Source organism: Geobacillus sp. CX412, from assembly GCF_027942335.1.
Classification (GTDB): domain Bacteria; phylum Bacillota; class Bacilli; order Bacillales; family Anoxybacillaceae; genus Parageobacillus_B; species Parageobacillus_B toebii.
Window position 1 is genome coordinate 1,386,661 of the sequence record NZ_CP103461.1, and the last position, 22,336, is coordinate 1,408,996.

Consider the following 22,336-nt stretch of genomic DNA (forward strand, 5'->3'; position numbering starts at 1 on the left):
CCGTATCGTTAACGCCAACTGCTTGCCTGCTCTAGTGCGCGATATACATTGATTAAACCATATCCATAATACGGATCTTTTCCATTTTCCCCTAGGTCAGCAGCTGTCTTGATAATGATTTGTTTTACATCATCGTTCGTAAGATGTGGATTTAATGAACGAATGAGGCCAGCTAATGCAGTTACGTGCGGTGCAGCCATGGATGTCCCAGAAAGTGCTGCATATCGATGCTGCGAAAAAGTGCTGGCAATATTTGTTCCTGGTGCTACCACATCTAAATACGTTCCATAATTAGAATAATGTGCGAAAGAAAGATCGGGATTAACAGCACCAACGCTGATGACCTCAGGATATGCCGCCGGAAAGCTAGGCTGTGCGGTGTTATCGTTTCCGGAGGCGGCAACGAGTACGACATCGCGATCATATGCATAACGGATGGCCTCTTCTAATACAGTGGACGGCTGATAATTCCCAAGACTTAAGTTGATGACTTTTGCCCCATGATCTACCGCCCAGCGAATCCCTTTTGCCACGTCAAAGGCAGTTCCATATCCTTCTGAATTTAATGCTTTGATCGGCATAATTGCATTAAACCATGTCATTCCGGCAATACCTTCACCGTTGTTTGGCTGTGAGGCGATGATGCCGGCTACATGCGTACCGTGACCATTATCATCTTCCGGAACGTTATTATTCGCGAGAACGTTATATCCTTTTTGCAGGCGATGAACGAGATCAGGGTGATCTAAATCAACGCCGCTATCAATAATGGCAATGGTGACGCTTTTCTTTCCTCGAGACAACCGCCAGCCTGCTTCGGTGTCGATTGCTGGCAAATTCCATTGATAACGTGAATATAATAAATCATTCGGGATTTCGTTTTGCAAATAAATGTAATTTGGTTCACTGTAGGCAACCGTTGGAATTGATTGAAAGTAATAGCGTAATTCATGATATGTTTTGCTGTTAGAACGAAAGATAAAAAAATGATCAAACTGATTGATCAATTTTCCGGCGATTGCTCGTTCTATTCGTTGGAGCTCTTGTGCTGTAGGAAGCTTTCGAAACCGAACCGTAATTTCATGATTAAAATAATGGCTTTTGTCGCGGCCGTTATGATCGATTTTTATTATTTTCGGGTGGCTGTTTAACTTGTTTTTGATTTTTTTGCCCATTGCTAGACTATTCAATGTAACGACAGTCGGATGGGAACGGGGCGTCGTTGCCACATAAGGGGCTGGTTTCGGTCTTAACTGATTCGTTTCTTCATGGTGGACTGTCGGACGATATGTCGTCACAATTGCTGCAATCATAATAAAAAGAATAGCAATTCCAGCAGTGATAGCGAAAAGAGTTTGTTTATTCATCGATGTGTCACCTCACTAGTTATAGGGTGAGCCAACAGAAAAAAATTATGAAAAAAAGCTGGTCCCATAAAAGGGATCCAGCTTTTTAGTTCATCATTCGCACAAGTTTTTTCGTCAATAATAGCAAAATAAGCCCTAGTCCGATGGTTACACCGCTAATTAAGCTGAAAATTTCTAAATAGCCTAACGACTGCGTAAACGCAGCTAATTGGCCAGCCAACAATTGCGCGACACCAGTTCCCGCTAGCCATACACCCATGAGAAGCGATGCTAATCGAACAGGAGCAAGTTTACTTACCATGGACAATCCAACCGGTGATAAGCAAAGTTCACCGAGCGTGTGAAGGAAGTAAGTGAAAATAATGAATAACAAATTCGCTTTTTCAACAACATGATGTTCGTCGCTTCCTGTTTGTAATACAGCTGGAATTAGTACGGCAAATCCAAGACCAAGTAAAATCATGCCAAGACCCATTTTTGCTGGAATTGGCAAGTCACCACGTTTTGAATTCGAAAGCTTGATCCAGATTTGCGAAACAATTGGTGCCAACACGATAATAAAGAATGGGTTCAGTGATTGGAACCAAGAAGTAGGCATCGTCCAGCCGCCAATCGATTTATCGATGAATTTGTCTGTATACAATGTTAACGAACTTCCCGCTTGTTCAAATCCAGCCCAGAAGAAAATAACAAAGCATGTTAAAATAAAAATAACGGCAACGTTTTGTTTTTCTTGTTTTGTTAAAGGTGTTTTTGTTTTGTTTCCTTATTTGTTTTCACTGGTGCGCCGGTAGGTTTTTTACCGATATCTCCTAAATAACGATTTCCAAATATATTGAAAATTAATTGTCCAATAATCATACCGATCGCAGCAGCTAAAAATCCGTATTTAAATCCGTAATGGATGACGCCATTGATGTTCGTTGCGAAATATTTTTCCGCTAAATATCCGCATACAAGTGGCGCAAATAATGCTCCTAAGTTAATTCCCATATAGAAAATGGTGAATGCTGCGTCTTTCCGTTTATCGTTTGGAGCATAAAGTTCCCCGACAAGTGTTGAAATATTTGGTTTAAAGAAGCCATTACCGATAATCAATAAAATTAGGCCGATATATAGTCCTGTTTGGTTATTGATGGCAAACAGTACGATGTTACCGAGCGCCATCGTAATACCGCCAATCGTAATCGCCAATCTTCTGCCTAAAACTCGGTCAGACAAATAACCGCCAACGAGCGGGGTGAAATAAACAGCGCCAGTAAAGAATCCATAAATCGTCATTGCGACGCTTGGTTTTATTCCTAATCCGCCGCTGACAAGTTCTGTTGTTAAATAAAGAACAAGGATCGCTCTCATTCCATAATAGCTAAATCGTTCCCAAAGCTCTGTAAAGAATAATAAATAAAGCCCGGGAGGATGCTTCATTTTTGTGCGCTGACTTTGCAGCGTCTGTGTTTCCGGTAATGCACTCATTATATTTCCTCCTTGCTAATATAATGACTTTGTTAATACATTGTTAATTTTAATTTACAAAATATTTATATGTCAATAAAATTATATATAAATAGATAATTCCAAATTTTTAACAAGGTTTTCACCGTTATTTTATACAAAAGATCAAATAAAATTTTTTATTTTTCTTTTTTTTTAAAATTTAAAAATAATCAGATAGATGCAAAGGTTTACTCCTCTTTTTTACTGTAATAATATGGGTAATTTCCATTAAAGGGGGGCACACTATGCGTGTTACATATTCTTAATGGACGGTGAGAAGGAATGCGCAAAACATCTATCATCGTTATCATTTTCCTTATATTGTTAATCGGTGGAGGATTTTTTTCAACACCAATGTCGAATATGTGTTCTTTCCTGAGGTAGACGATGTAGTGAAATATGAAGCGAATAATCAAACGGGCATGGATATTTGGGGAAAATGGATTAGCGCGGAAACCGGAAAGGAAGAAAAATTATCTGCAGATGGTAAAGAAACGCCTGTTTCTGCTAAACACGGTGCCATTGTTGTTGATAAACAGCTGCTTCAATTAGGACGAGAGGTATTTTATAAAGAAACATTTGGCAATGAGGTGTTTTTGACCGATATTATGGGGATTGTGAACGGACCGTTAACCATGACGAATATCGCCAAGGCGATTATTGCTTTAAAAGGATTTGCCCGCCGTGATCTTCAATGATTTTTTTTGCAAATGTAAAGGCCAATTCCTGTTCCTAATTTTTTGGTTGTAAAAAACGGTTCGAAAATCGTTTGGACCAATTCTTCCGGAATTGCCGGACCATTGTTAGTGATTTTAATATAAACGGACTCGTTCTGACGGAAAGCGTCGATATAAATGCAGCGGGGCTTGTCTTTTTCTTTCACCGCTTCAATGGAATTTAACAAAATGTTGATGAATACTTGGCGAAGCTGATCTTTATAGGCGAAGATATGTATCGATTTGTCGATGTCCATGGATACTTCTACGTCTCCATCGACAATACTTGCATATAAAAATTCAATAATTTCCTCGAATAGACGCAAAAGCGAAAAGGTTTCTTTTTCGCTTTCTATGATTTCTTTTCTTGATGCATGAAGAAATTGCGAAATGCGGAATTTTAATTGCTGAAGTTCATGATCAATAATACCGAGATATGGTAAATCTGGATGTTCGAATTTTAATAATTGGATAAACCCCATAATGGCAGTAAGTGGATTACGAAATTCGTGTACGAAGCTCGATGACATTTGTCCAAGCAGTGTTAAGCGGTCTTTATGGGATTGGGTGATAAATAAATTTTTCTCCCGCAATTCTGCTTCTTTCAACTCAGCATATTTTGTAACGGCATAAAACAAAAATTGATCAAACAAAAGATTGATTTCGTCGATGAGAGGGCGCAATTCTTCCATTGACAATGTTGACTGAAGTGCATACTTCACGACTAATCTTCGTCCAAGATTTGTATTGTAAACAAACTCACCGATATTCATGTTTGTTTCTGCACGTTCTTTTGCAATTTTGTAAGCAAGATGCTTTATTTGATGAATAAATGTGGACAATTTTTCACAAATTTTTCAACATATTTGTTTATAATCAACTTATCAACAAAAGGACAAATGGAGGGCAGCAATGAGAGCGATATGTGTATTGCTAGCAGTGTTAGGAATATTATTCATTCATGGATGTGAACAAGAAACGTTACCTGCCGTTCCAAAGCAGATGGAAGTGTTAATAAGCGTAAATGTGAATGATGAAAGTGTGACATTTTTTGATATTCAAACAGGAAGGAAAGTCGCGGAATGGAAATTGCGGAAACGGATAAAAGGCGCTGTATTGCTTCCAGACGACAGAACGATGTTATTATATGGTAATGAGATGGATCGTGTTTATTTATACGATATGAGGACAGGGGAGGAAAAAAGCGAATGGAAAACAGGAAAAGGAATTGTTGGCGCGCTTGTGTCTAATAAAGGAAATACAGTCTTTTTGGCAGACGAACGGCAAAAAGCACTTCGGATATTTGATCTAAAAGGAAAAGAAAAAGCAAAAATCGAAGTAGGGAATAAGCCGCTAACTTTATTACAAAATAAAGCAGGCACAACTATATACGTGATTGATTTCCATAATACAAAAGCGTATGCCGTTGATGTCGACAAACGGCGTGTTATCCGTACGTTTTCTGTTCCAAAGTTTGCGTTTGGCGGCTTGCTTCGTGATGGTCGGCAGGAATTATGGATCGGGGGACACGGAAGCGGTAGTACAGTGGAAACAAACATCCGTATTTATTCTATAAAAACGGGGGCGTTAATAAAACTGATGAAAGCGCCATCGATGCCAGTGAGTTTTGTTGAAACAAACGAAGGAATATTTGCATTAAGTCATGGTTCTAACATATTACGGAAATGGGATGATTCCGGAAATTTGAAGGCATCTGTAACGATAGGAGCGAATCCTTTTATCATGATTGGAGCAAATGAACGGCTATATATCGCTAGCTATGATAGCAATGAAATCTATGTCGTTGACCAGCGTACGATGAAGATAATCGCTCGATGGAAAACAGGGAAAGGTCCATTTCAATTACTCATTCGAAAGGGGAATGACGGTGGAAAAGAAAACGGTCTTAATCGTGGATGATGAAGAAGATATGCGATTTTTAGTCGGGATGTATTTGGAAAATGCTAACTTTTCTTATTTAGAGGCGGAGAATGGAGAAGAGGCGTTACAAATTCTTAAAAACAATAAGGTGGATGTAATTTTAATTGATGTAATGATGCCAAAAATGGATGGATTTACGTTATGCGCCCGCATTCGCGAACAATCCGATGTTCCTATTTTATTTTTAACGGCAAGGGGAGATGAATGGGATAAAGTAAAAGGATTGAAGCTTGGCGGTGATGATTATATTGTGAAACCGTTTAGTCCCGGTGAGCTTATTGCCCGAATCGAAGCGATTATGCGCCGTGCATACCATAACAAACAAAAGAACGAAGATCTGTCGTTCGGGCCGCTCGTGATTGATGAAAGAGGGAGAAAAGTAACGGTGGATGGAGATCCGGTTGTGCTTACGTTAAAAGAATTTGATTTACTTTTATTTTTGGCAAAACATCATGGACAAGTGTTTAGCCGTGAAGAGCTGCTCGCAAAAGTATGGGGATATGATTATACAGGAAATGCAAGAACGGTCGATACGCATATTAAAACATTGCGCATGAAGCTAAAGCAGGCGAGTGATTTTATTCAAACCGTTTGGGGAATCGGATATAAATTTGAGGTGTCGTGAATGCAGCCAAAGTCGATGACGTTAGGGCAAAAAATTTGGTTAATGATTAGCATTGGAGTTCTTTTGACGGTTTCATTTTCTTATTTTTTGTTAAATTATTTTTATCAAAAATTGTATGTCGATAAAGTAGAGCAGACGTTAATGGAAGAAGGAAAACTGCTAGCAGCTGATTATAGGGGCGGTCCGATTACCGATGCGTTCCGCAAACAAGTCGAATGGTATAATGAAAAATCAACGGCGGAAGTACTTTTAGTTAATAATCCTCGCGAATTAAGTGCTTGTTTGCCGTTTGGAGTTGAATATGAATCATTAATTAACGGCGATGATCGATCCAAATTATTGCGCGGTGATACGGTCACGAAAATCGGTTATGAAAAGCGATTTCACCGCAAAATTATGGGGGTGATTGTACCGCTTTTAGATGAGCATCGGTTACAAGGAGCGCTTTATCTTTATATTCCGCTCGCGAGCATTAAAGAATTGACAAAAGATGTCGCTGTCATTTGGCTTCCTCTTGCCACCTTATTTGTGTTTGTCCTTCTTCTTGCCGGAAAGCGAATGGCTCGTCATATCACAGATCCGTTAAAAGAAATGGAAAAAGTAGCATATCATATGTCGCAAGGAGATTATCGGGCGCAAATTCCGGTTCGGGCGAACGACGAAGTTGGCAGGCTTGCCAAAGCGTTTAATGTGATGGCAAAAGCAATTGCTGAAGAAGATATGCGAAAACGCGAATTTTTAGCGAATGTTTCTCACGAATTGCGGACGCCGTTAAGCTATGTGAAAGGATATAGCGAAGCGATATTACAAGGGCTGGTGAAGACAGAAGAAGAGGAAAGAAAATATGTTCAACTCATTCACCGTGAAGCAGACCGGATGGAGCGGCTTGTTCGTGACTTGCTTGATTTGGCGCGATTAGAAGGAAATAATGTACCGCTGCAAAAAACACCGCTTGTATTTGCGCAAGTGATCGAAGATACGGTCGCAAAATACGAACCGTTTTTACAAAAAAAACAAATTACACTTAATATGGAATTAGATCACGATATTATTTTGGAAGGAGATGCCGACCGGCTTGAACAAGTGGTGCAAAACCTTTTAGATAATGCTGTTCGTTATACCCCAGCCGAGGGAAAGATCCATATACGACTGAAAAAAGTTAGCGATGCGAGTTGTCAACTGATCATTCGTGATTCGGGAAAAGGAGTTCCAAAAGAAAAGCTGCCGCTTCTTGGACAACGATTTTACCGTGTTGATCAAGCACGAACAAGAAAAGAAGGCGGTACGGGATTAGGTTTGGCGATTGTCAAACAAATTATTTCCCTTCATAATGGCACGATATCGTTTTTCAGCGAAGAAGGGAAAGGAATGGAAGTGGTAATTCAGCTTCCGATATACACTGAGTAGCCATCATTGAAAGGAAATGAAAAAAGCCCTATAATCATATAAGAATAATTTTTAATAAAGGTTGGGGATTTACGATGAAGCTATACAACTCTATTTTAGACTTAATCGGCAACACGCCGATTGTCAAATTAAACCGAATTCCTGATCCAAATGGCGCGGATGTGTATATGAAACTAGAATCGTTTAACCCCGGGGGAAGCGTAAAAGATCGGGCAGCGTTTGAAATGATTCGGCGCGCGGAGCAAGAAGGAAAGATTGTGCCGGGGAAAAGCACCATTATCGAACCGACTTCAGGCAATACCGGAATCGGTTTGGCGATGGTTTGTGCGGCCCGCGGCTACCGTTGCATTATCACGATGCCGGATAATGCGACGGTAGAGCGGGTAAAAATTTTAAAAGCGTACGGGGCGGAAGTATATTTAACGCCGGCGGAAAAACGGATGCAAGGAGCGATTGATAAAGCGAACCAGCTTGCCGCGCAAATCCCAGACAGCTTCATCCCGATGCAGTTTGAAAATCCGGCGAATCCAGATGCGCATCGCCATAGCACGGCACGGGAAATTTTTGAAGCGTTTGGCGGCAAACTTGATGCATTTGTGTTAACAGCTGGTACTGGCGGAACGGTGACAGGGACAGGAGAAGAACTAAAAAAACAAATTCCTCACTTACGAATTTACGTAGTAGAACCATATGGCTCTCCTGTATTATCTGGAGGAAAGCCAGGACCTCATAAAATCCCAGGTACAGGTCCGGGTTTTATTCCGAAAATTTTAAACCGCAATATTTATGATGATATTTTCCTAATTAAAGATGAAGATGCACAAATGATGGCACGCCGTCTTGCTGCAGAAGAAGGCATTCTCGTCGGCGCTTCCGCCGCTGCGAGTGCGTATTATGCGGTTGAGGTGGCCAAACAGCTTCCAAAAGGGGCTCGTGTCCTTTGTATAGCACCGGATTCGGGAGAGCGTTATTTATCATCCGATTTATTTGCGGAGTAACAAAAGGCCCGCTTAGGCGGGTCTTTTGTTTTCTCGCTATTTCCAATTCTTGTAAAAAACATAAAGCGCGCAATGAACTATCCCAACGGTCCGTAACAGAACTGGTCTATGCGAATCGGTTTGCGTAAAGACTGCCAATCCGTTTGAACGCTAACAGAAAAATCCACCGCGTATACGAATGAACATAGTTTCAAACCTTTTGTATTTTTCGTACAAAAATGCCGTTTTAACTAATGGTTGCTCACGGTCAAATATGATAAACTAAGTAGAAAAAGGAGCATTCCCGTTAGGAGCTTTTCCGGGGACTTGATCAAAAAAAGCCCTCTTGGTATGATGCAGGGGTGTCAAACACATCACTCACCATACCAAGGAGGACTTCAGATGAATTGTACACAAAACTATAAAATTGATCAAGTCACCGAACAAACGCTTGTCGTGGGCATCGATATCGCGAAACGAACCCACTACGCCTGCTTCGTGGATGACCGGGGGCGTGTGCTTCGCAAATCGTTCCCGATCTTCCAGTCGAAAGAGGGCTTTCGCCAGCTGTATGAAGCGATTCAGGAGGCGATGCAAGCGTTCGGAAAGCCGCAGGTGATCGTCGCCGTGGAGCCGACCGGGCACTACTGGTTGAACCTGGCCTACTTCCTCGAGGAGCACGGGATCCCGTTGGTCATGGTCAACCCGGCGCATGTGTGCCGGTCGAAAGAACTCGATGACAACCTGCCGACGAAACATGACGCCAAAGACGCCCTAGTCATCGCCAGACTGGCGAAAGACGGACGATTCCTCGTCCCCCGGCTGTTGCACGAGATCGAAGCCGATTTGCGCGTCGGGAGCACGCTCAAAGAGAAGCTCCGCAAGGAACAGACGGCGGTGAAAAACGCGATCGTCCGCTGGACCGACCGATATTTTCCGGAGTTTTGGACGGTGTTTCGCGACCTGGGGAAAACGGCGCTTTCGGTGCTGGAGTGGACGCCGCTTCCAGCCGATATGGCCGGCCGGGCGGTGGAGGAGCTTCTTGAGGTGTACCGGCAAAGCGAAGGGCTGAAATGCCCGCAGAAGGCCAAAATTCAGGCGTTGATCGACGCCGCGAAGGACTCGATTGGGGTGACGGAAGGGACGACGATGGCCCGGTTTGAGATCGCCGCGCTCGTCCGCCGATACCGCCAATTGGAGGCTGAGGTCGCCGCGTTGGACGCCGAGTTGAAGGCGTTGGTTCAAACGACGATGGAGTATCAATGGCTGAAAACGGTCGACGGGTTGGGAGACGCCACGATCATCGATCTTCTGGCGGAGATCGGCAGCTTCGCCCATTATCGGGACCCACGTCAATTGGTGAAGTTGGCGGGCCTGACGCTCAAGGAGAATTCCTCCGGCCAGCGCAAAGGGCAAAAGCACATCTCCAAACGGGGACGGAAACGGCTGCGATCGGTGCTGTTTCGGGCGATGATTCCGCTGATTCGGCATAACGAGGCGTTTCGCGAGCTGCATGAGTATTATACGACCCGATCCGTCAATCCGCTGACCGGAAAGCAGTCCATCGTCGCCTTGTGCCGGAAGCTGTTGAATGTGCTGTTTGCGATTTGTACGAAGAAACAAGCGTTTGACGCGGAGCGAATGAAACAGGACGTCTTGTCCCAGGTGCAACGGGCGGCCTAAGGCCTCCCCCTGCGAACGGAAGAATCGTTGGACAACAGGATGACACCGGAGAAGCTGGCGTGATTTTATCCATTCGACCTTGAGTCCCCAAAGGAGCTTGGCCGGCCTCCGCCTGATGACGAGACCGAACGAGGGAATGTTGGCGCGAAGACGCCCGGAGACATGGGAGGGTTCGTCCTCATCAGCGACGCGGAGATCCAAAGGGTGCATCGAATACGCTTCTCCCCACGGAAGGAAAATATCCCCAGCCGTGGACGCGAAGCGCACCCTAGGTCTGTAAGATATCCACAAAACTGAAAAAGGATGTAAGGGATTTTGTCGAAAAATATTTTTTGGACACCCCTGAGGGGCCGAAAAGCCTTGATAAATCAACATTTCTAGAGGGAGGAATGTATAATTGAATTATTCAACAACGTATTCATCTAGTCCCATTGCTAAACTGACAACCACATTTTTTTTAGCATTGGCAGTGGCAACAGGGGGTCTTTACATCGGTCAATGGATTCCAATAGGGATGTATTTGCCGCTTACAATACTTGAGATCATTTTATTAATGGTCATGGTGTTTGCCCGCAGCAAAAAAGCGGTCGGCTATCCGCTTATGTACAGCTTTATGCTCGTATCTGGCGCGACGCTATATCCACTCATCGGGCACTACGTTGCCGTTATTGGCGCTGAAGCGGTACTTAAGGCGTTTGCGCTGGCGGTTGTTTCGTTTTCCGGCGTAGCGATTTATGCAGCGAAAACGAAAGAAGATTTTTCGTTTCTTGGCGGTTTTTTAACATTAGGCGCATTTGCGCTGCTTGGCCTTCTCATTATCCAATGGTTCATCCCATTTTCTAGCGTTGGACAAATGGGGATTTCCGCGTTAGGAATTCTCATTTTTCTAGGCTTTACCATTTATGATATCAACCGCCTTTCCCGCCATGGTTTTACGGAAGCGGAAATTCCAATGATTGTTGTTAACATTTATCTTGATTTTATTAACTTGTTTATTTACATTTTGCGCTTTTTTTCCAGTGATGAAGATTGATCGAGCTTTATACAAAAAGGACTGTTTTCCCTGCATGTCAGGGGAACAGTCCTTTTTCATTATAAAAGCATCCTCAACCCAACGACCGTATGGTTCGTTATCCGAATCTCCAGAAGGTGCTTCAATGGATTAAACGTTTGTTCAAATAAGCAGGAATATAGCACTTCGAGCGAGAATTGTAAGCAATAATTGGAAAGGAGGAAAGAAAGAATGAATCGATTTGCCGTTAACGTATCGACAATTTTTACAGAAGTGCCGTTTCTAGAGCGGTTTCAAAAGGCGAGAGAGTGCGGTTTTTCGCTCGTGGAATGCCAATTTCCATACGAATATCCGATCGAACGCATTCGCGATGAGCTTCATCAGAACCAATTGTCTATCGTGTTAATCAATTTGCCGCCAGGAAATTGGGAAAAAGGAGATAGAGGAATCGCGATTTTCCCAGATCGGACGGCCGAGTTTCAGCGTTCCGTGGAAGAAGGAATTCGGTATGCGACCGAGTTGAACGTTCCGTATATCCATTGTATGGCGGGAGTGCTTCCAGCCGATTTAGACAGGCAAAAGGCGAAAGAAACGTACATGCGCCATCTTTATGATGCAGCAAAAGAAATGGCGAACCATTCGTTAACGCTTTTAATTGAACCGATCAATCCGTTTGATATGCCGAATTATTTTTTGACGAATATTCATGAAGCCGTTTCGATGATTAAAGAAATTGGGATGGCAAACATCAAACTTCAATACGATTTTTATCATATGCAGCGAATTCAAGGAAACTTAGCGGCGACATTTGAAACGTATTTTGAATGGATTGCACATGTACAAATTGCTGACGTTCCAGGACGGCACGAGCCGGGAACGGGAGAAATTCGCTATGAATATATTTTTCGTCATTTAGAGAAATGTGGATATAAAGGGACGATCGGTCTTGAATATATTCCATCGGGAAAAAGCGAACAAAGTTTTTATTGGCGTACGTTATACGCTTGTCATTGATTTGGAGTGAAAAACAGAAGGGGGAAGTATCGCCGCAATGGAGACGAAGGAAATGAAGGTTGGATTTATTGGCACAGGCGTGATGGGAGCGAGAATGGTAAAACGGCTGCTTGCTGCAGACTATCTAGTTACTGTATACAATCGTTCGATCGAAAAAACAGAACCGTTAGTAAAGCTGGGTGCAAAAAGAGCCGGCACAATTGCGGAGCTGGCGCAGTGTTCGAATGTCATTTGCACATGTTTATCGATGCCGGATGATGTCATCGATGTTTATTTGCAAAAAGGCGGTGTGATCGAAAGCGCGTGGCCGGGTACGATTTGCCTTGATTTTACGACAGTAGGACCGGATACGAGTAGAATGGTCGCAAACGAAGCGGAAGGGAAGGGGATATATTTTCTGGATGCCCCGGTAAGCGGCGGGCCAGAAGGAGCGGAACAAGGTACATTAACGATTATGGTCGGTGGAGTGAAATCTGCTTGGGAGCGAGTATTGCCGCTTCTTAACGTGCTTGGCGAAATGGTGGAATATTTAGGTCCGAGCGGTTCGGGAAGCGTGGCAAAACTAATCAATCAATATCTTGTTGCGGTGCATTCTGTTGCCGCTTCAGAGGCGATGGTCGCTGGGACAGCGCTTGGACTAGATGCCGAGCAGCTTTACCGAATTTTGAAAGCGAGCTACGGAGACAGCCGCATGCTTCGCAGGCATATGGAGCAATATGTTTTACCGCGCAAGTTCGAACCAGGAGGAGCGGTGAAATATGTACATAAAGATGCCCGTTTAGCTAATCAGTTAATGGGCGCAATTGGGATAAAGCGATTTTTAGGCCAAATTGCGGAAGAGGCGTTTGCTAGTGCGATGGAACAAGGATTATCCGATTTGGATATGTCCGCAGTCATCCAGCCGCTAGAAAAGCGGTGCAATGTGACAGTGAAAAAGAACGAAATGTAAACAGAATTATTCATCAATTTGAAAAATTTATTGAAAAATATGAAAATGGATGGTTTAATAATAATAAAATTATTGTACAGAGGTTCAGCTTCAGAAATTCATATATTTTTTTACAAGTTTAAAGAAACGGCGTTTCTTATTACGAAACAACAGGAGGTGCAAAGCGTGCTGCCATTAGAATGGAAAGACGATCTAACAGCGTTTCTATCGGAAAAACAAGTACAGACGGGGGAATATCAGCCACATCCGCTCGGCAACAGCGGCTATGTGACTGTATATCCACAATCAGAAGAGGAAATTTCATCCATTTTACGTTATGCAAACAGCCATGGAAAAAAAGTTTGTATTGTTGGCGGAGGAACAAAGCGAGGGTTTGGCGGACAAGTTGAATGTGTGGATATTTTGCTTTCCTTGGCAAACTATAGCGGCATTGTCGAGCATGCCGCTGCGGATATGACAGTGACGGTCAAATCAGGGACGGTGTTTCAAAAACTGCAAGATTACTTGGCAGAATACCGCCAAAAAGTTGCGATTGACCCTGTGTGGCCGCAATATGCGACGATCGGCGGCGTCATTGCGGCGAACGACAGCGGTCCAAAGCGGCTCGGTTACGGTTCCGCGCGCGATAGTGTCATTGGTTTGCGCACGGTGTATCCGGATGGAACGGTGATTCGTTCCGGAGGGAAAGTCGTTAAAAATGTGGCGGGTTATGATATGAACAAGCTGTTTATCGGTGCGATGGGAACGCTTGGTGTGATATCGGAAATAACGCTGAAACTTCGCCCGCTTCCGAAATATGAAAGCCTCGTATTGCTATCATTTCCATCAGGGAATTTAGAAGAAGTCCGTTCATTTGCGATTCAATTTCTTGATTCAATGATGGAACCAGTCTGTTTCGAGTTATTGAGTCCGTCGTTGTCGGAACGGCTCATCGGCCAGCGTGCTTATACGTTGGCGATGGCGTTTGAAGACGTCAAAAGCGCCGTTCATTACCAGGAGGAATTTGTAAAGCGTCTGCAGCCTCCTAATACAGCGATCCGTATTCTTCCACAAGAAGAAGCAAAATCGTTTTGGCAAACGTTTTATACGATCGGTCCGAATGGGGCGATGCCGTATGAGTCAGTCGGAAACGAAATCGAAGCAGCGGTGAAAATCGGTGTCGTGAATTTAGATGTTATTCATATCATTCGTGAAAGCGACTTACTGCAAGAGATCTGTCATGTTCATATAGAGGCGCACGGCGGGCTAGGACATGGACTATGTCAAGTATATATGAAAGGAGAAAGCGAGTTGATCATTGCAGCGATCGAACGGCTGCGGATGGCGGCGACAGGCTTGGGCGGATATGCGATTGTGAAGCATTTGCCGTTTTCACTGCGAAAGCGCGTTGATGTGTGGGGAGAAAAACCATCGTATTTTTTCCTGCTCGATGGAATTAAACGAAAAATCGATCCAAATCGAATATTGAACAATCAACGGTTTGTCGGAGGGATATAAGATGAGTTTGCGAGAAAGTGAGATAAAAAGCGGACCGGCATGTGCGACTGTTAGTCTTGGAAACTATCGTTTTAGTGATCCTCCTGATCCTAGCAAATGGGCTGACTGCGTTCATTGCGGCATGTGCTTAGAATCGTGCCCGACATACGAACAAACTGGTCAAGAACAACATTCGCCGCGCGGACGCGTGCATTTGATGAAATCGGTAGCAGAAGGGAAGTTAGAGATTACAGAAGATTTGATTGATCCCATTTTTATGTGCCTAGATTGTCGGGCTTGCACAACTGCGTGCCCTGCCGATGTCGATGTCGGCGGATTGATTGAAGAAGTACGCGGACAAATCCGGCAAGCGATTCCGCTGACAGGATGGAAAGCGTTTGTCAACAATTTCTTCTTAAAAGGTGTATTTCCGCATCCATCCCGTCTTCATCTGCTCGGGAGTTTGTTAAAGCTATATCAAAAAAGCGGACTGCAGACGATCGCGCGCAAGACGAAACTGCTTCACATCATGCCGAAGCATCTAGTGGAGATGGAAGCGATTTTGCCGGAAGCAGGCGTGCCGGTCCGAAAAAAATATAAACATAAGAATGTCATTAAAGCAAAAGGAGAAACGAAACATACGGTCGCGCTTTTAACAGGATGCGTCATGGATGTAATGTTCAGCGATATTAACGAGGCGACGATTCGCGTGTTGACACGAAACGGAAACGATGTCGTCATTCCGCAAAATCAAACGTGCTGCGGGGCGCTTCATGTGCATGCAGGGGACCGCGAGATGGGCCGGAAGCTTGCCAAACAAAATATTGAAGCATTTCAACATGCAGACCGCGTGATCGTGAACGCGGCAGGGGCGGCTCTATGTTAAAGGAATATCCAGAGTTGTTCCGCAACGATCCAGAGTGGCGAGAAAAAGCGGAAGATTTTTCCCGTAAAGTCGAAGATATTTCGAAATATTTGCATGATACGGGGTATGAAAAGCCGAAAGCGGAATTAAATGTGCGCATTACGTACCATGACGCTTGCCATTTGGCGCACGGCCAAGGAATTCGTCAAGAACCGCGCACGATTTTATCGAGCATTCCGGGAGTGGAAATGGTTTCGATGCCAAACGCCGACCGCTGCTGCGGAAGCGCGGGAATTTATAATCTTACCCATCCGGATATGGCAAGCGCCGTATTGGAAAGCAAAATGGAAAACGTTCCAGAAGATGTGGAACTTATTACGATGGGGAATCCCGGATGCATGTTGCAAATGGCGATGGGAGTTTTGAAATACGGCCGAAATCAAAAAGTCGTTCATACCGTACAGCTCCTAGACTGGGCATATCAAAAAGAAGACGGAAAGGAGGTACGTGTATGAGAAAAAAGGGAATACAAACAAATGATCCGCATATTCAAGCGTTAGCTCGCATTGTCGGCGGTGAAAAATCGATTTTGTACAAAAAAGAAGATTTGATTGCCTATGACTGCGACGGATTTACCGTTCACCGCCATTTGCCGAAAGCGGTTGTGTTCCCGAAAAATACGGAAGAAGTCGCTGCCATTGTGAAATATTGTCATGAGCATGATTTGCCGTTTCTTGCCCGTGGGGCAGGGACGGGATTAAGCGGCGGCGCGATTCCGTTAAACGGGGAAGTGATCATTAGCTTAGTCCGGATGAAACGGCTCATTAGCGTCGATTTAGAAAACCGCCGCGCGGTTGTCGAGCCCGGATTTGTCAACTTAAAATTAACCAACTCCATTTCCGACAGAGGATACTATTATGCTCCAGATCCATCGAGTCAATATTGCTGCACGATTGGCGGAAATGTTGCCGAAAACGCCGGCGGTGCGCATTGTCTAAAATATGGCGTCACGACCAACCACATTTTAGGGCTCGAAGTCGTACTTCCGAACGGAGAAATTATCGAAATCGGCGAAAACGGCATTCCTGATCCGCCGGGATATGACTTATTAGGATTGTTGACCGGTTCGGAAGGGACGTTAGGGATTGTCACAAAAATAACGGTACGCATTTTAAAGAATCCGGAAGCGAAACAGACGGTGCTCGCTTATTTTGACCGCGTGGAGGATGCAAGTCAAGCCGTTTCCGACATCATCGCTGCGGGAATGGTTCCGGCAGCGCTGGAGATGATGGATCAAACGGCGATCGAAGGAGTGGAGGCGGCTGCTTTTCCAGTGGGGCATCCGAAAGATATTGAGGCGCTTCTTTTGATTGAAGTCGACGGCATTTCTGCAGGAATTCCCGAACAAATCGAAGAGATTTTGCGCATTTGCCGAAACCGAAATGTCCGGGAAGTAAAAGTGGCGCAAACAGAAGAAGAGCGGGCGCGCTGGTGGGCGAACCGGAAAACGGGATTTGGCGCGATGGGCGCGATTTCTCCAGATTATTTAGTGCAAGATGGAGTCATCCCGCGCAGCAAGCTGCCAGAAGTGTTAAAAAACATTCAAGAAATCAGCAAAAAGTATGGGTTGCGCATCGCGAATATCTTCCATGCCGGCGATGGAAATCTTCATCCGCTCGTTTTGTTTGATGCAAGCAAACCAGGAGAAACAGAAAAAGCGCTTGCTGCGGGAAGTGAATGCTTGCAAGCATGCGCAGCCGTCGGCGGATCGATTACAGGAGAACATGGGGTTGGCATTGAAAAGAAAGAAGAGATGCGCTTTATTTTTAGCGATGAAGAAATTCTCGCGCAAACCGACATTCGCGACGTGTTTAATCCAAAAAACTTATTAAACGCAGGAAAGCTGTTCCCGACACCGGGGCGGTGCGTTGAGGTAAAAAAGGAGAAAAAACAAAAACAATTGTTGTAAAATGAGTGAAAATTGTTGAAATATATTTTGCTCCATGCTATGATTTTTTTAAATAATTTTAGAACATCGTTTCGTAATAAGAAACGAATAAGTTTGATATGGAGGAGAGGGAAAATGGGGGAATACGTAAAAGTAGGAAATCTTCAAGTGGCAAAACTATTTTATGAGTTTATGAACGATGAGGTACTTCCGGGAAGTGAAGTGAACAAAGAAAAGTTTTGGAAAGACTTTGAAACGCTTATTGTTGATTTAACGCCGAAAAACAAAGCGCTTCTTGCGCGGCGCGATGAGCTTCAAGCAAAAATCAATGAATGGCATAAAGAGCATCGCGGCAATTTTGATATGGAAAAATATAAAGCATTTTTAACAGATATCGGTTATTTAGAGCCAGAAGTGGATGATTTCGAGATTACGACAGAAGGAGTAGACGAGGAAATTGCCGTTCAAGCGGGTCCGCAATTAGTCGTTCCGCTTACGAACGCGCGTTACGCGTTAAATGCGGCAAACGCCCGCTGGGGAAGCCTTTACGATGCCTTATATGGAACGGACGCAATCAGTGAAGAAGATGGCGCGGAACGCGGCGATTCCTACAATCCGGTCCGCGGGGCAAAAGTGATTGCCTATGCGCGCGAGTTTCTCGATCAAGCAGTACCATTGAAAGAATATTCTCATAAAGATGTCGTACAATATACGATAGTGGATGGAAAACTAGCGGCGTCCGTTGAAGGCGGGATCACAACAACGCTAAAAGAGGAAGAAAAATTTGTTGGCTTCCAAGGAAATCCGGAAAATCCGACAGCAATCTTGTTAAAAAATAACGGTCTTCACATTGAAATTCAAATCGACCGCAACCATCCTGTCGGGAAAACGGATAAAGCAGGGGTAAAAGATATTTATTTAGAAGCGGCCGTTACGACCATTATGGATGGTGAAGACTCGGTAGCAGCGGTAGATGCAGAAGATAAAGTGCTCGTATACCGCAATTTGCTCGGCCTTGTCAAAGGGGATTTGACGTCTACGTTTACAAAAGGCGGAAAAACGATTACACGTGCGCTTAACCCGGACCGAGTTTATCGAACAACAGATGGCAAAGAAATTACGCTGCCGGGCCGTTCGCTTATGTTCGTCCGCAACGTTGGCCATTTAATGACGAACAACACGATTTTGGACGCAAACGGCGAAGAAGTATATGAAGGAATTATGGATGCGGTCGTGACAAGTTTAATTATGAAACATTCTCTTCTTGGCAACACCCGTTACTTAAATTCTCGCAAAGGCTCGATCTATATCGTAAAACCAAAAATGCATGGTTCGGAAGAGGTCGCGTTCGCAAATGAGTTATTTGACCGCGTTGAAGATATGCTTGGATTGAAACGCAACACGATTAAAATCGGTGTCATGGACGAAGAACGCCGCACGACATTGAACTTGAAAAACTGCATTTATCAAGTTAGAGATCGCATCATCTTTATTAACACAGGCTTTTTAGATCGGACAGGGGATGAAATCCATACGTCAATGGAAGCCGGTCCGATGATTCGCAAAAATGACATGAAAACATCGGTATGGCTGCAAGCTTATGAAAAATCGAATGTAACGATCGGCTTAGCTGCTGGATTCCAAGGGCGCGCCCAAATTGGAAAAGGAATGTGGGCAATGCCGGATATGATGGCGGAAATGCTGAAGCAAAAAGGCGGACAGCTAAAAGCAGGCGCGAATACGGCATGGGTGCCTTCGCCGACAGCCGCGACGCTTCATGCGCTGCATTATCATCAAGTTAATGTGGCAGAAGTACAAAATGAATTGCGAAAAGAACGGAAAGATTACCGTGATGAAATTTTACAAATCCCAGTCGCTGTAAATCCACAATGGACGCCGGAAGAAATTCAAGAAGAGCTGGATAACAACTGCCAAGGCATACTCGGTTATGTGGTGCGCTGGATCGATCAAGGTATCGGATGTTCGAAAGTGCCGGATATTAATAATATCGGGTTAATGGAAGACCGCGCGACATTGCGAATTTCCAGCCAGCATATTGCAAACTGGCTCCATCACGGCATTTGCACGAAAGAACAAGTATTAGAAACATTAAAACGTATGGCGAAAGTCGTTGACGAACAAAACGCTGGCGATCCGAACTATCGTCCAATGGCTCCGGACTATGACAACTCGGTTGCATTCCAAGCAGCGTGCGATTTAATATTTAAAGGTTATGAACAGCCTAACGGTTATACGGAGCCGATTTTGCATCGCCGTCGTTTAGAAGCGAAAGCAAAATATGCAGCTGTTCAACAATAAAAATATGTTGAACAAGGGCATTTTCATCTGGATGAATGCCCTTGTTCATAAATATCATTAAATTATTCTAAAAATTCAAAAAATAAATAAGGAGGTGCAAACCCTAGTTACTACACATGTCGCAGCACGAAAGGCAGCAATAAGGCGGCAGGAGTGGGACAAGAAAGGGTTAGTAGCTAGGTAGAGAACATGCGGAACCTTCGGGAAAAATCGCTATTTGTTCATCAACAAGCAAAAGGAAAGTTGCGTGTGGATGTTAAAGTTTCGGTAGAAAACGTCAATGATTTAAGTGTCATCTATTCTCCAGGAGTGGCGGAACCATGCAAAGCGATTCATGCAAATCCGGAATCGATTTATGATTATACGATGAAAGGAAACTTTGTGGCGGTTGTTTCCGATGGATCTGCGGTATTAGGATTAGGAAATATTGGAGCAAAAGCATCTATGCCTGTTATGGAAGGGAAAGCCGCCTTATTTAAAGCGTTTGCCGGCATTGATGCCGTGCCACTTTGTATTAACACAAATGATCCGGAACAAATTATTCAAACGGTAAAATTGTTAGAGCCGACGTTTGGCGGAATTAATTTGGAGGACATTGCTGCGCCAAACTGCTTTTTGATCGAGGAACGCCTTAAGCAAGAACTGTCTATACCAGTATTTCATGATGATCAGCATGGGACAGCGATTGTAATCGCTGCCGGATTGACCAATGCATTGAAGGTCGCGCAAAAGCGTTTGAGCGATTGTAAAGTGGTTGTAAACGGAGCGGGTGCTGCCGGAATTGCGGTCGCAAAACTGCTTCTTTCTATGGGAGTAGATGATCTCATTTTATGCGATTCAAAAGGGGCTATTTATGAAAATCGTCCGCACGGAATGAACGAAATAAAAGAATCGCTGGCAAAAGTAACGAATCGAAACCGTGTGCAAGGGTCTTTAAAAGAGGTCATTAAAGGAGCCGATATATTTATTGGGGTTTCTGTCGCAGGAGCGTTAACGCAGGAAATGGTTCGCTCCATGAACGACAATCCTATTGTTTTTGCGCTGGCCAATCCTGTTCCGGAAATTATGCCGGAAGACGCAAAAGCTGCTGGTGCTGCAGTTGTAGCAACGGGAAGATCGGATCTTCCAAACCAAGTGAATAACGTCCTTGCCTTTCCGGGTGTTTTTAAAGGGGCGTTGCAAGTGAGAGCTTCTGAAATTAATGAAGAAATGAAACTGGCTGCTGCGGATGCCATTGCCAATTTAATCAGTCCAGAAGAATTAACGAGCGATTATGTCATCCCTAATCCATTTGATAAACGCGTTGTTGATGCGGTGGCAGACGCGGTTGCGCGCGCGGCGATAAGAACGGGAGTTGCAAGAAAAACTGTTGAAATAAAGCAGGATAACGTCATTTGAAAGAAGTAATTTCCGTAGAAGGCAATATACAATCGTTATAGAAGATGACATGGAAGCCGGGGATGTTATTTTAACAGCAAGCCCAGTCGGTGCCGATGTGATTGAATGAGAAATCGGTGATTAGAACGCTTCGACTCCGTTTGTGACGGCCTGGGAGCGGATAAAACATTTAAATATGCTGCCGATTGCGACCGATCCACTATTGGGTAATGCCCGGCAATAAGTGTATAATGACAATGGATGAAGGAATATTAGAGGTGAACAAGATGGAAAGAGAAAATTTAGTGAAATCGGTAAGCCGGGCATTACATATTATCGATATCGTTAGTTCCGAAAAAGATGGATTAGGCGTGACGGAAATTGCTAAACAAATGGATATTAATAAAAGTTCTGTGTATCGTATTTTGTCAACGCTAGCTCAATATGGGTATATCGAACAAGATAAGGAAACGGAACGGTACAAACTTGGCTATAAATTTTTGGATATTAGTTCCAAATTGCTCGAATCGATTGATTTGCGGCGAGAAGCAAAACCGTACTTGCGAGAGTTGGAAAAAGAAACGAACGAAGTCATTCATCTTGTCGTATACGATCAAGGAGAAGTCATTTATATTGAAAAATTAGAAGGAACAGAAACGTTGCGGATGCATTCAAAAGTAGGAAAAAGGGCGCCGATGCATTGCACGGGGGTTGGAAAAGCTATTCTTGCCCATTTGCCTTTAAATGTAGTGCTAGAGATCATCGATCGAAAAGGATTGCCAAAACATACGGATTTTACGATTACGGACCGGGATGAGCTTCTAAAAGAACTAGAGAAAGTAAAGCAAAAAGGGTATGCGCTTGATTTAGAAGAAAACGAGTACGGAATTCGTTGTATTGCTGTTCCTATTTTTGATTATACTGGAAGCGTTGTTGCCGCGGTCAGTATTTCTGGTCCGACGATTCGCATGACAGACGAACGAATAGAAAAACTTCAGGAACGCATTCGGCATATTGGCAGGCAAATATCCGAAAGACTTGGATATAGACAAAAATAGACATATCGCTCGGCAGCAAACTGCCGAGCCTTTTTATTGTGAATAAAGTCATTTTTCTTGGCAATATCTCTATTCTTTCTATTAAAATAGAAAGATGAAATCATTGAG

The 22,336-nt window shown here is 43.8% G+C and carries 15 protein-coding genes and 3 pseudogenes; 15 read left to right on the forward strand and 3 right to left on the reverse strand.

Annotated features, from left to right (window positions below; translation table 11 throughout):
• Positions 1–8: 8 nt before the first annotated feature.
• Together NXM86_RS07345 and NXM86_RS07350 are read right to left on the reverse strand one after the other, a co-directional pair.
• On the reverse strand, positions 9–1,367 hold the full coding sequence (locus NXM86_RS07345; protein ID WP_498958820.1) for a S8 family peptidase: 1,359 nt from the start codon (positions 1,365–1,367) through the stop codon (positions 9–11).
• 85 nt (positions 1,368–1,452) lie between these two features.
• Positions 1,453–2,840: pseudogene (locus NXM86_RS07350) on the reverse strand (peptide MFS transporter).
• A 413-nt stretch (positions 2,841–3,253) separates the two neighbouring features.
• On the opposite strand from NXM86_RS07350, the gene NXM86_RS07355 reads away from it, so the two are divergent.
• Complete coding sequence (locus NXM86_RS07355; protein ID WP_309218195.1) at positions 3,254–3,559, forward strand: hypothetical protein; 306 nt, start codon at positions 3,254–3,256, stop codon at positions 3,557–3,559.
• Here the strand turns inward: NXM86_RS07355 and NXM86_RS07360 are convergent.
• A pseudogene (locus NXM86_RS07360) lies at positions 3,519–4,398 on the reverse strand (histidine kinase N-terminal domain-containing protein); the annotation flags it as partial. The gene NXM86_RS07355 and the pseudogene NXM86_RS07360 overlap by 41 nt on opposite strands.
• Before the next feature lie 91 nt (positions 4,399–4,489).
• On the opposite strand from NXM86_RS07360, the gene NXM86_RS07365 reads away from it, so the two are divergent.
• The 14 genes and pseudogenes from NXM86_RS07365 (at position 4,490) to NXM86_RS07430 (ending at position 22,228) form a co-directional block, all read left to right on the forward strand.
• Positions 4,490–5,497: a YncE family protein gene (locus NXM86_RS07365; RefSeq protein ID WP_498958821.1), complete on the forward strand. Its 1,008-nt coding sequence runs from the start codon at positions 4,490–4,492 to the stop codon at positions 5,495–5,497.
• Entirely contained in the window at positions 5,466–6,143 is a 678-nt protein-coding gene (locus NXM86_RS07370) for a response regulator transcription factor (protein ID WP_073968026.1), read from the forward strand. Before NXM86_RS07365 ends, NXM86_RS07370 begins: the two co-directional genes overlap by 32 nt.
• On the forward strand, positions 6,144–7,550 hold the full coding sequence (locus tag NXM86_RS07375; protein ID WP_062756022.1) for a sensor histidine kinase: 1,407 nt from the start codon (positions 6,144–6,146) through the stop codon (positions 7,548–7,550).
• A 74-nt stretch (positions 7,551–7,624) separates the two neighbouring features.
• On the forward strand, positions 7,625–8,548 hold the full coding sequence (gene cysK, locus NXM86_RS07380; RefSeq protein ID WP_062677390.1) for a cysteine synthase A: 924 nt from the start codon (positions 7,625–7,627) through the stop codon (positions 8,546–8,548).
• A 381-nt stretch (positions 8,549–8,929) separates the two neighbouring features.
• Entirely contained in the window at positions 8,930–10,210 is a 1,281-nt protein-coding gene (locus NXM86_RS07385) for an IS110 family RNA-guided transposase (protein ID WP_015864227.1), read from the forward strand.
• A gap of 397 nt (positions 10,211–10,607) precedes the next feature.
• Positions 10,608–11,243 (forward strand): Bax inhibitor-1/YccA family protein, encoded by a 636-nt coding sequence (locus tag NXM86_RS07390; RefSeq protein WP_081189222.1) that lies wholly within the window; start codon positions 10,608–10,610, stop codon positions 11,241–11,243.
• Between the two features lie 210 nt (positions 11,244–11,453).
• Positions 11,454–12,236, forward strand: a complete 783-nt coding sequence (hyi, locus tag NXM86_RS07395) for a hydroxypyruvate isomerase (protein WP_498958822.1) — start codon at positions 11,454–11,456, stop codon at positions 12,234–12,236.
• Positions 12,237–12,288: 52 nt separating this feature from the next.
• Positions 12,289–13,185 carry an NAD(P)-dependent oxidoreductase gene (locus NXM86_RS07400; protein WP_015864089.1) on the forward strand — a complete coding sequence of 299 codons (897 nt, stop codon included), beginning with the start codon at positions 12,289–12,291 and terminating at the stop codon, positions 13,183–13,185.
• Positions 13,186–13,350: 165 nt separating this feature from the next.
• Complete coding sequence (locus tag NXM86_RS07405) at positions 13,351–14,682, forward strand: FAD-binding oxidoreductase (protein WP_498958823.1); 1,332 nt, start codon at positions 13,351–13,353, stop codon at positions 14,680–14,682.
• Between the two features lies 1 nt (position 14,683).
• A pseudogene (locus tag NXM86_RS07410) lies at positions 14,684–16,041 on the forward strand ((Fe-S)-binding protein).
• Complete coding sequence (locus tag NXM86_RS07415) at positions 16,038–17,495, forward strand: FAD-binding oxidoreductase (protein ID WP_081189218.1); 1,458 nt, start codon at positions 16,038–16,040, stop codon at positions 17,493–17,495. The pseudogene NXM86_RS07410 and the gene NXM86_RS07415 overlap by 4 nt, the downstream one beginning before the upstream one ends.
• Positions 17,496–17,609: 114 nt before the next feature.
• Positions 17,610–19,793 carry a malate synthase G gene (locus tag NXM86_RS07420; RefSeq protein WP_062756012.1) on the forward strand — a complete coding sequence of 728 codons (2,184 nt, stop codon included), beginning with the start codon at positions 17,610–17,612 and terminating at the stop codon, positions 19,791–19,793.
• Positions 19,794–19,982: 189 nt separating this feature from the next.
• Complete coding sequence (locus NXM86_RS07425) at positions 19,983–21,191, forward strand: NAD(P)-dependent malic enzyme (RefSeq protein ID WP_062756010.1); 1,209 nt, start codon at positions 19,983–19,985, stop codon at positions 21,189–21,191.
• A 266-nt stretch (positions 21,192–21,457) separates the two neighbouring features.
• Positions 21,458–22,228: an IclR family transcriptional regulator gene (locus tag NXM86_RS07430; RefSeq protein WP_062756008.1), complete on the forward strand. Its 771-nt coding sequence runs from the start codon at positions 21,458–21,460 to the stop codon at positions 22,226–22,228.
• Positions 22,229–22,336 lie beyond the last annotated feature (108 nt).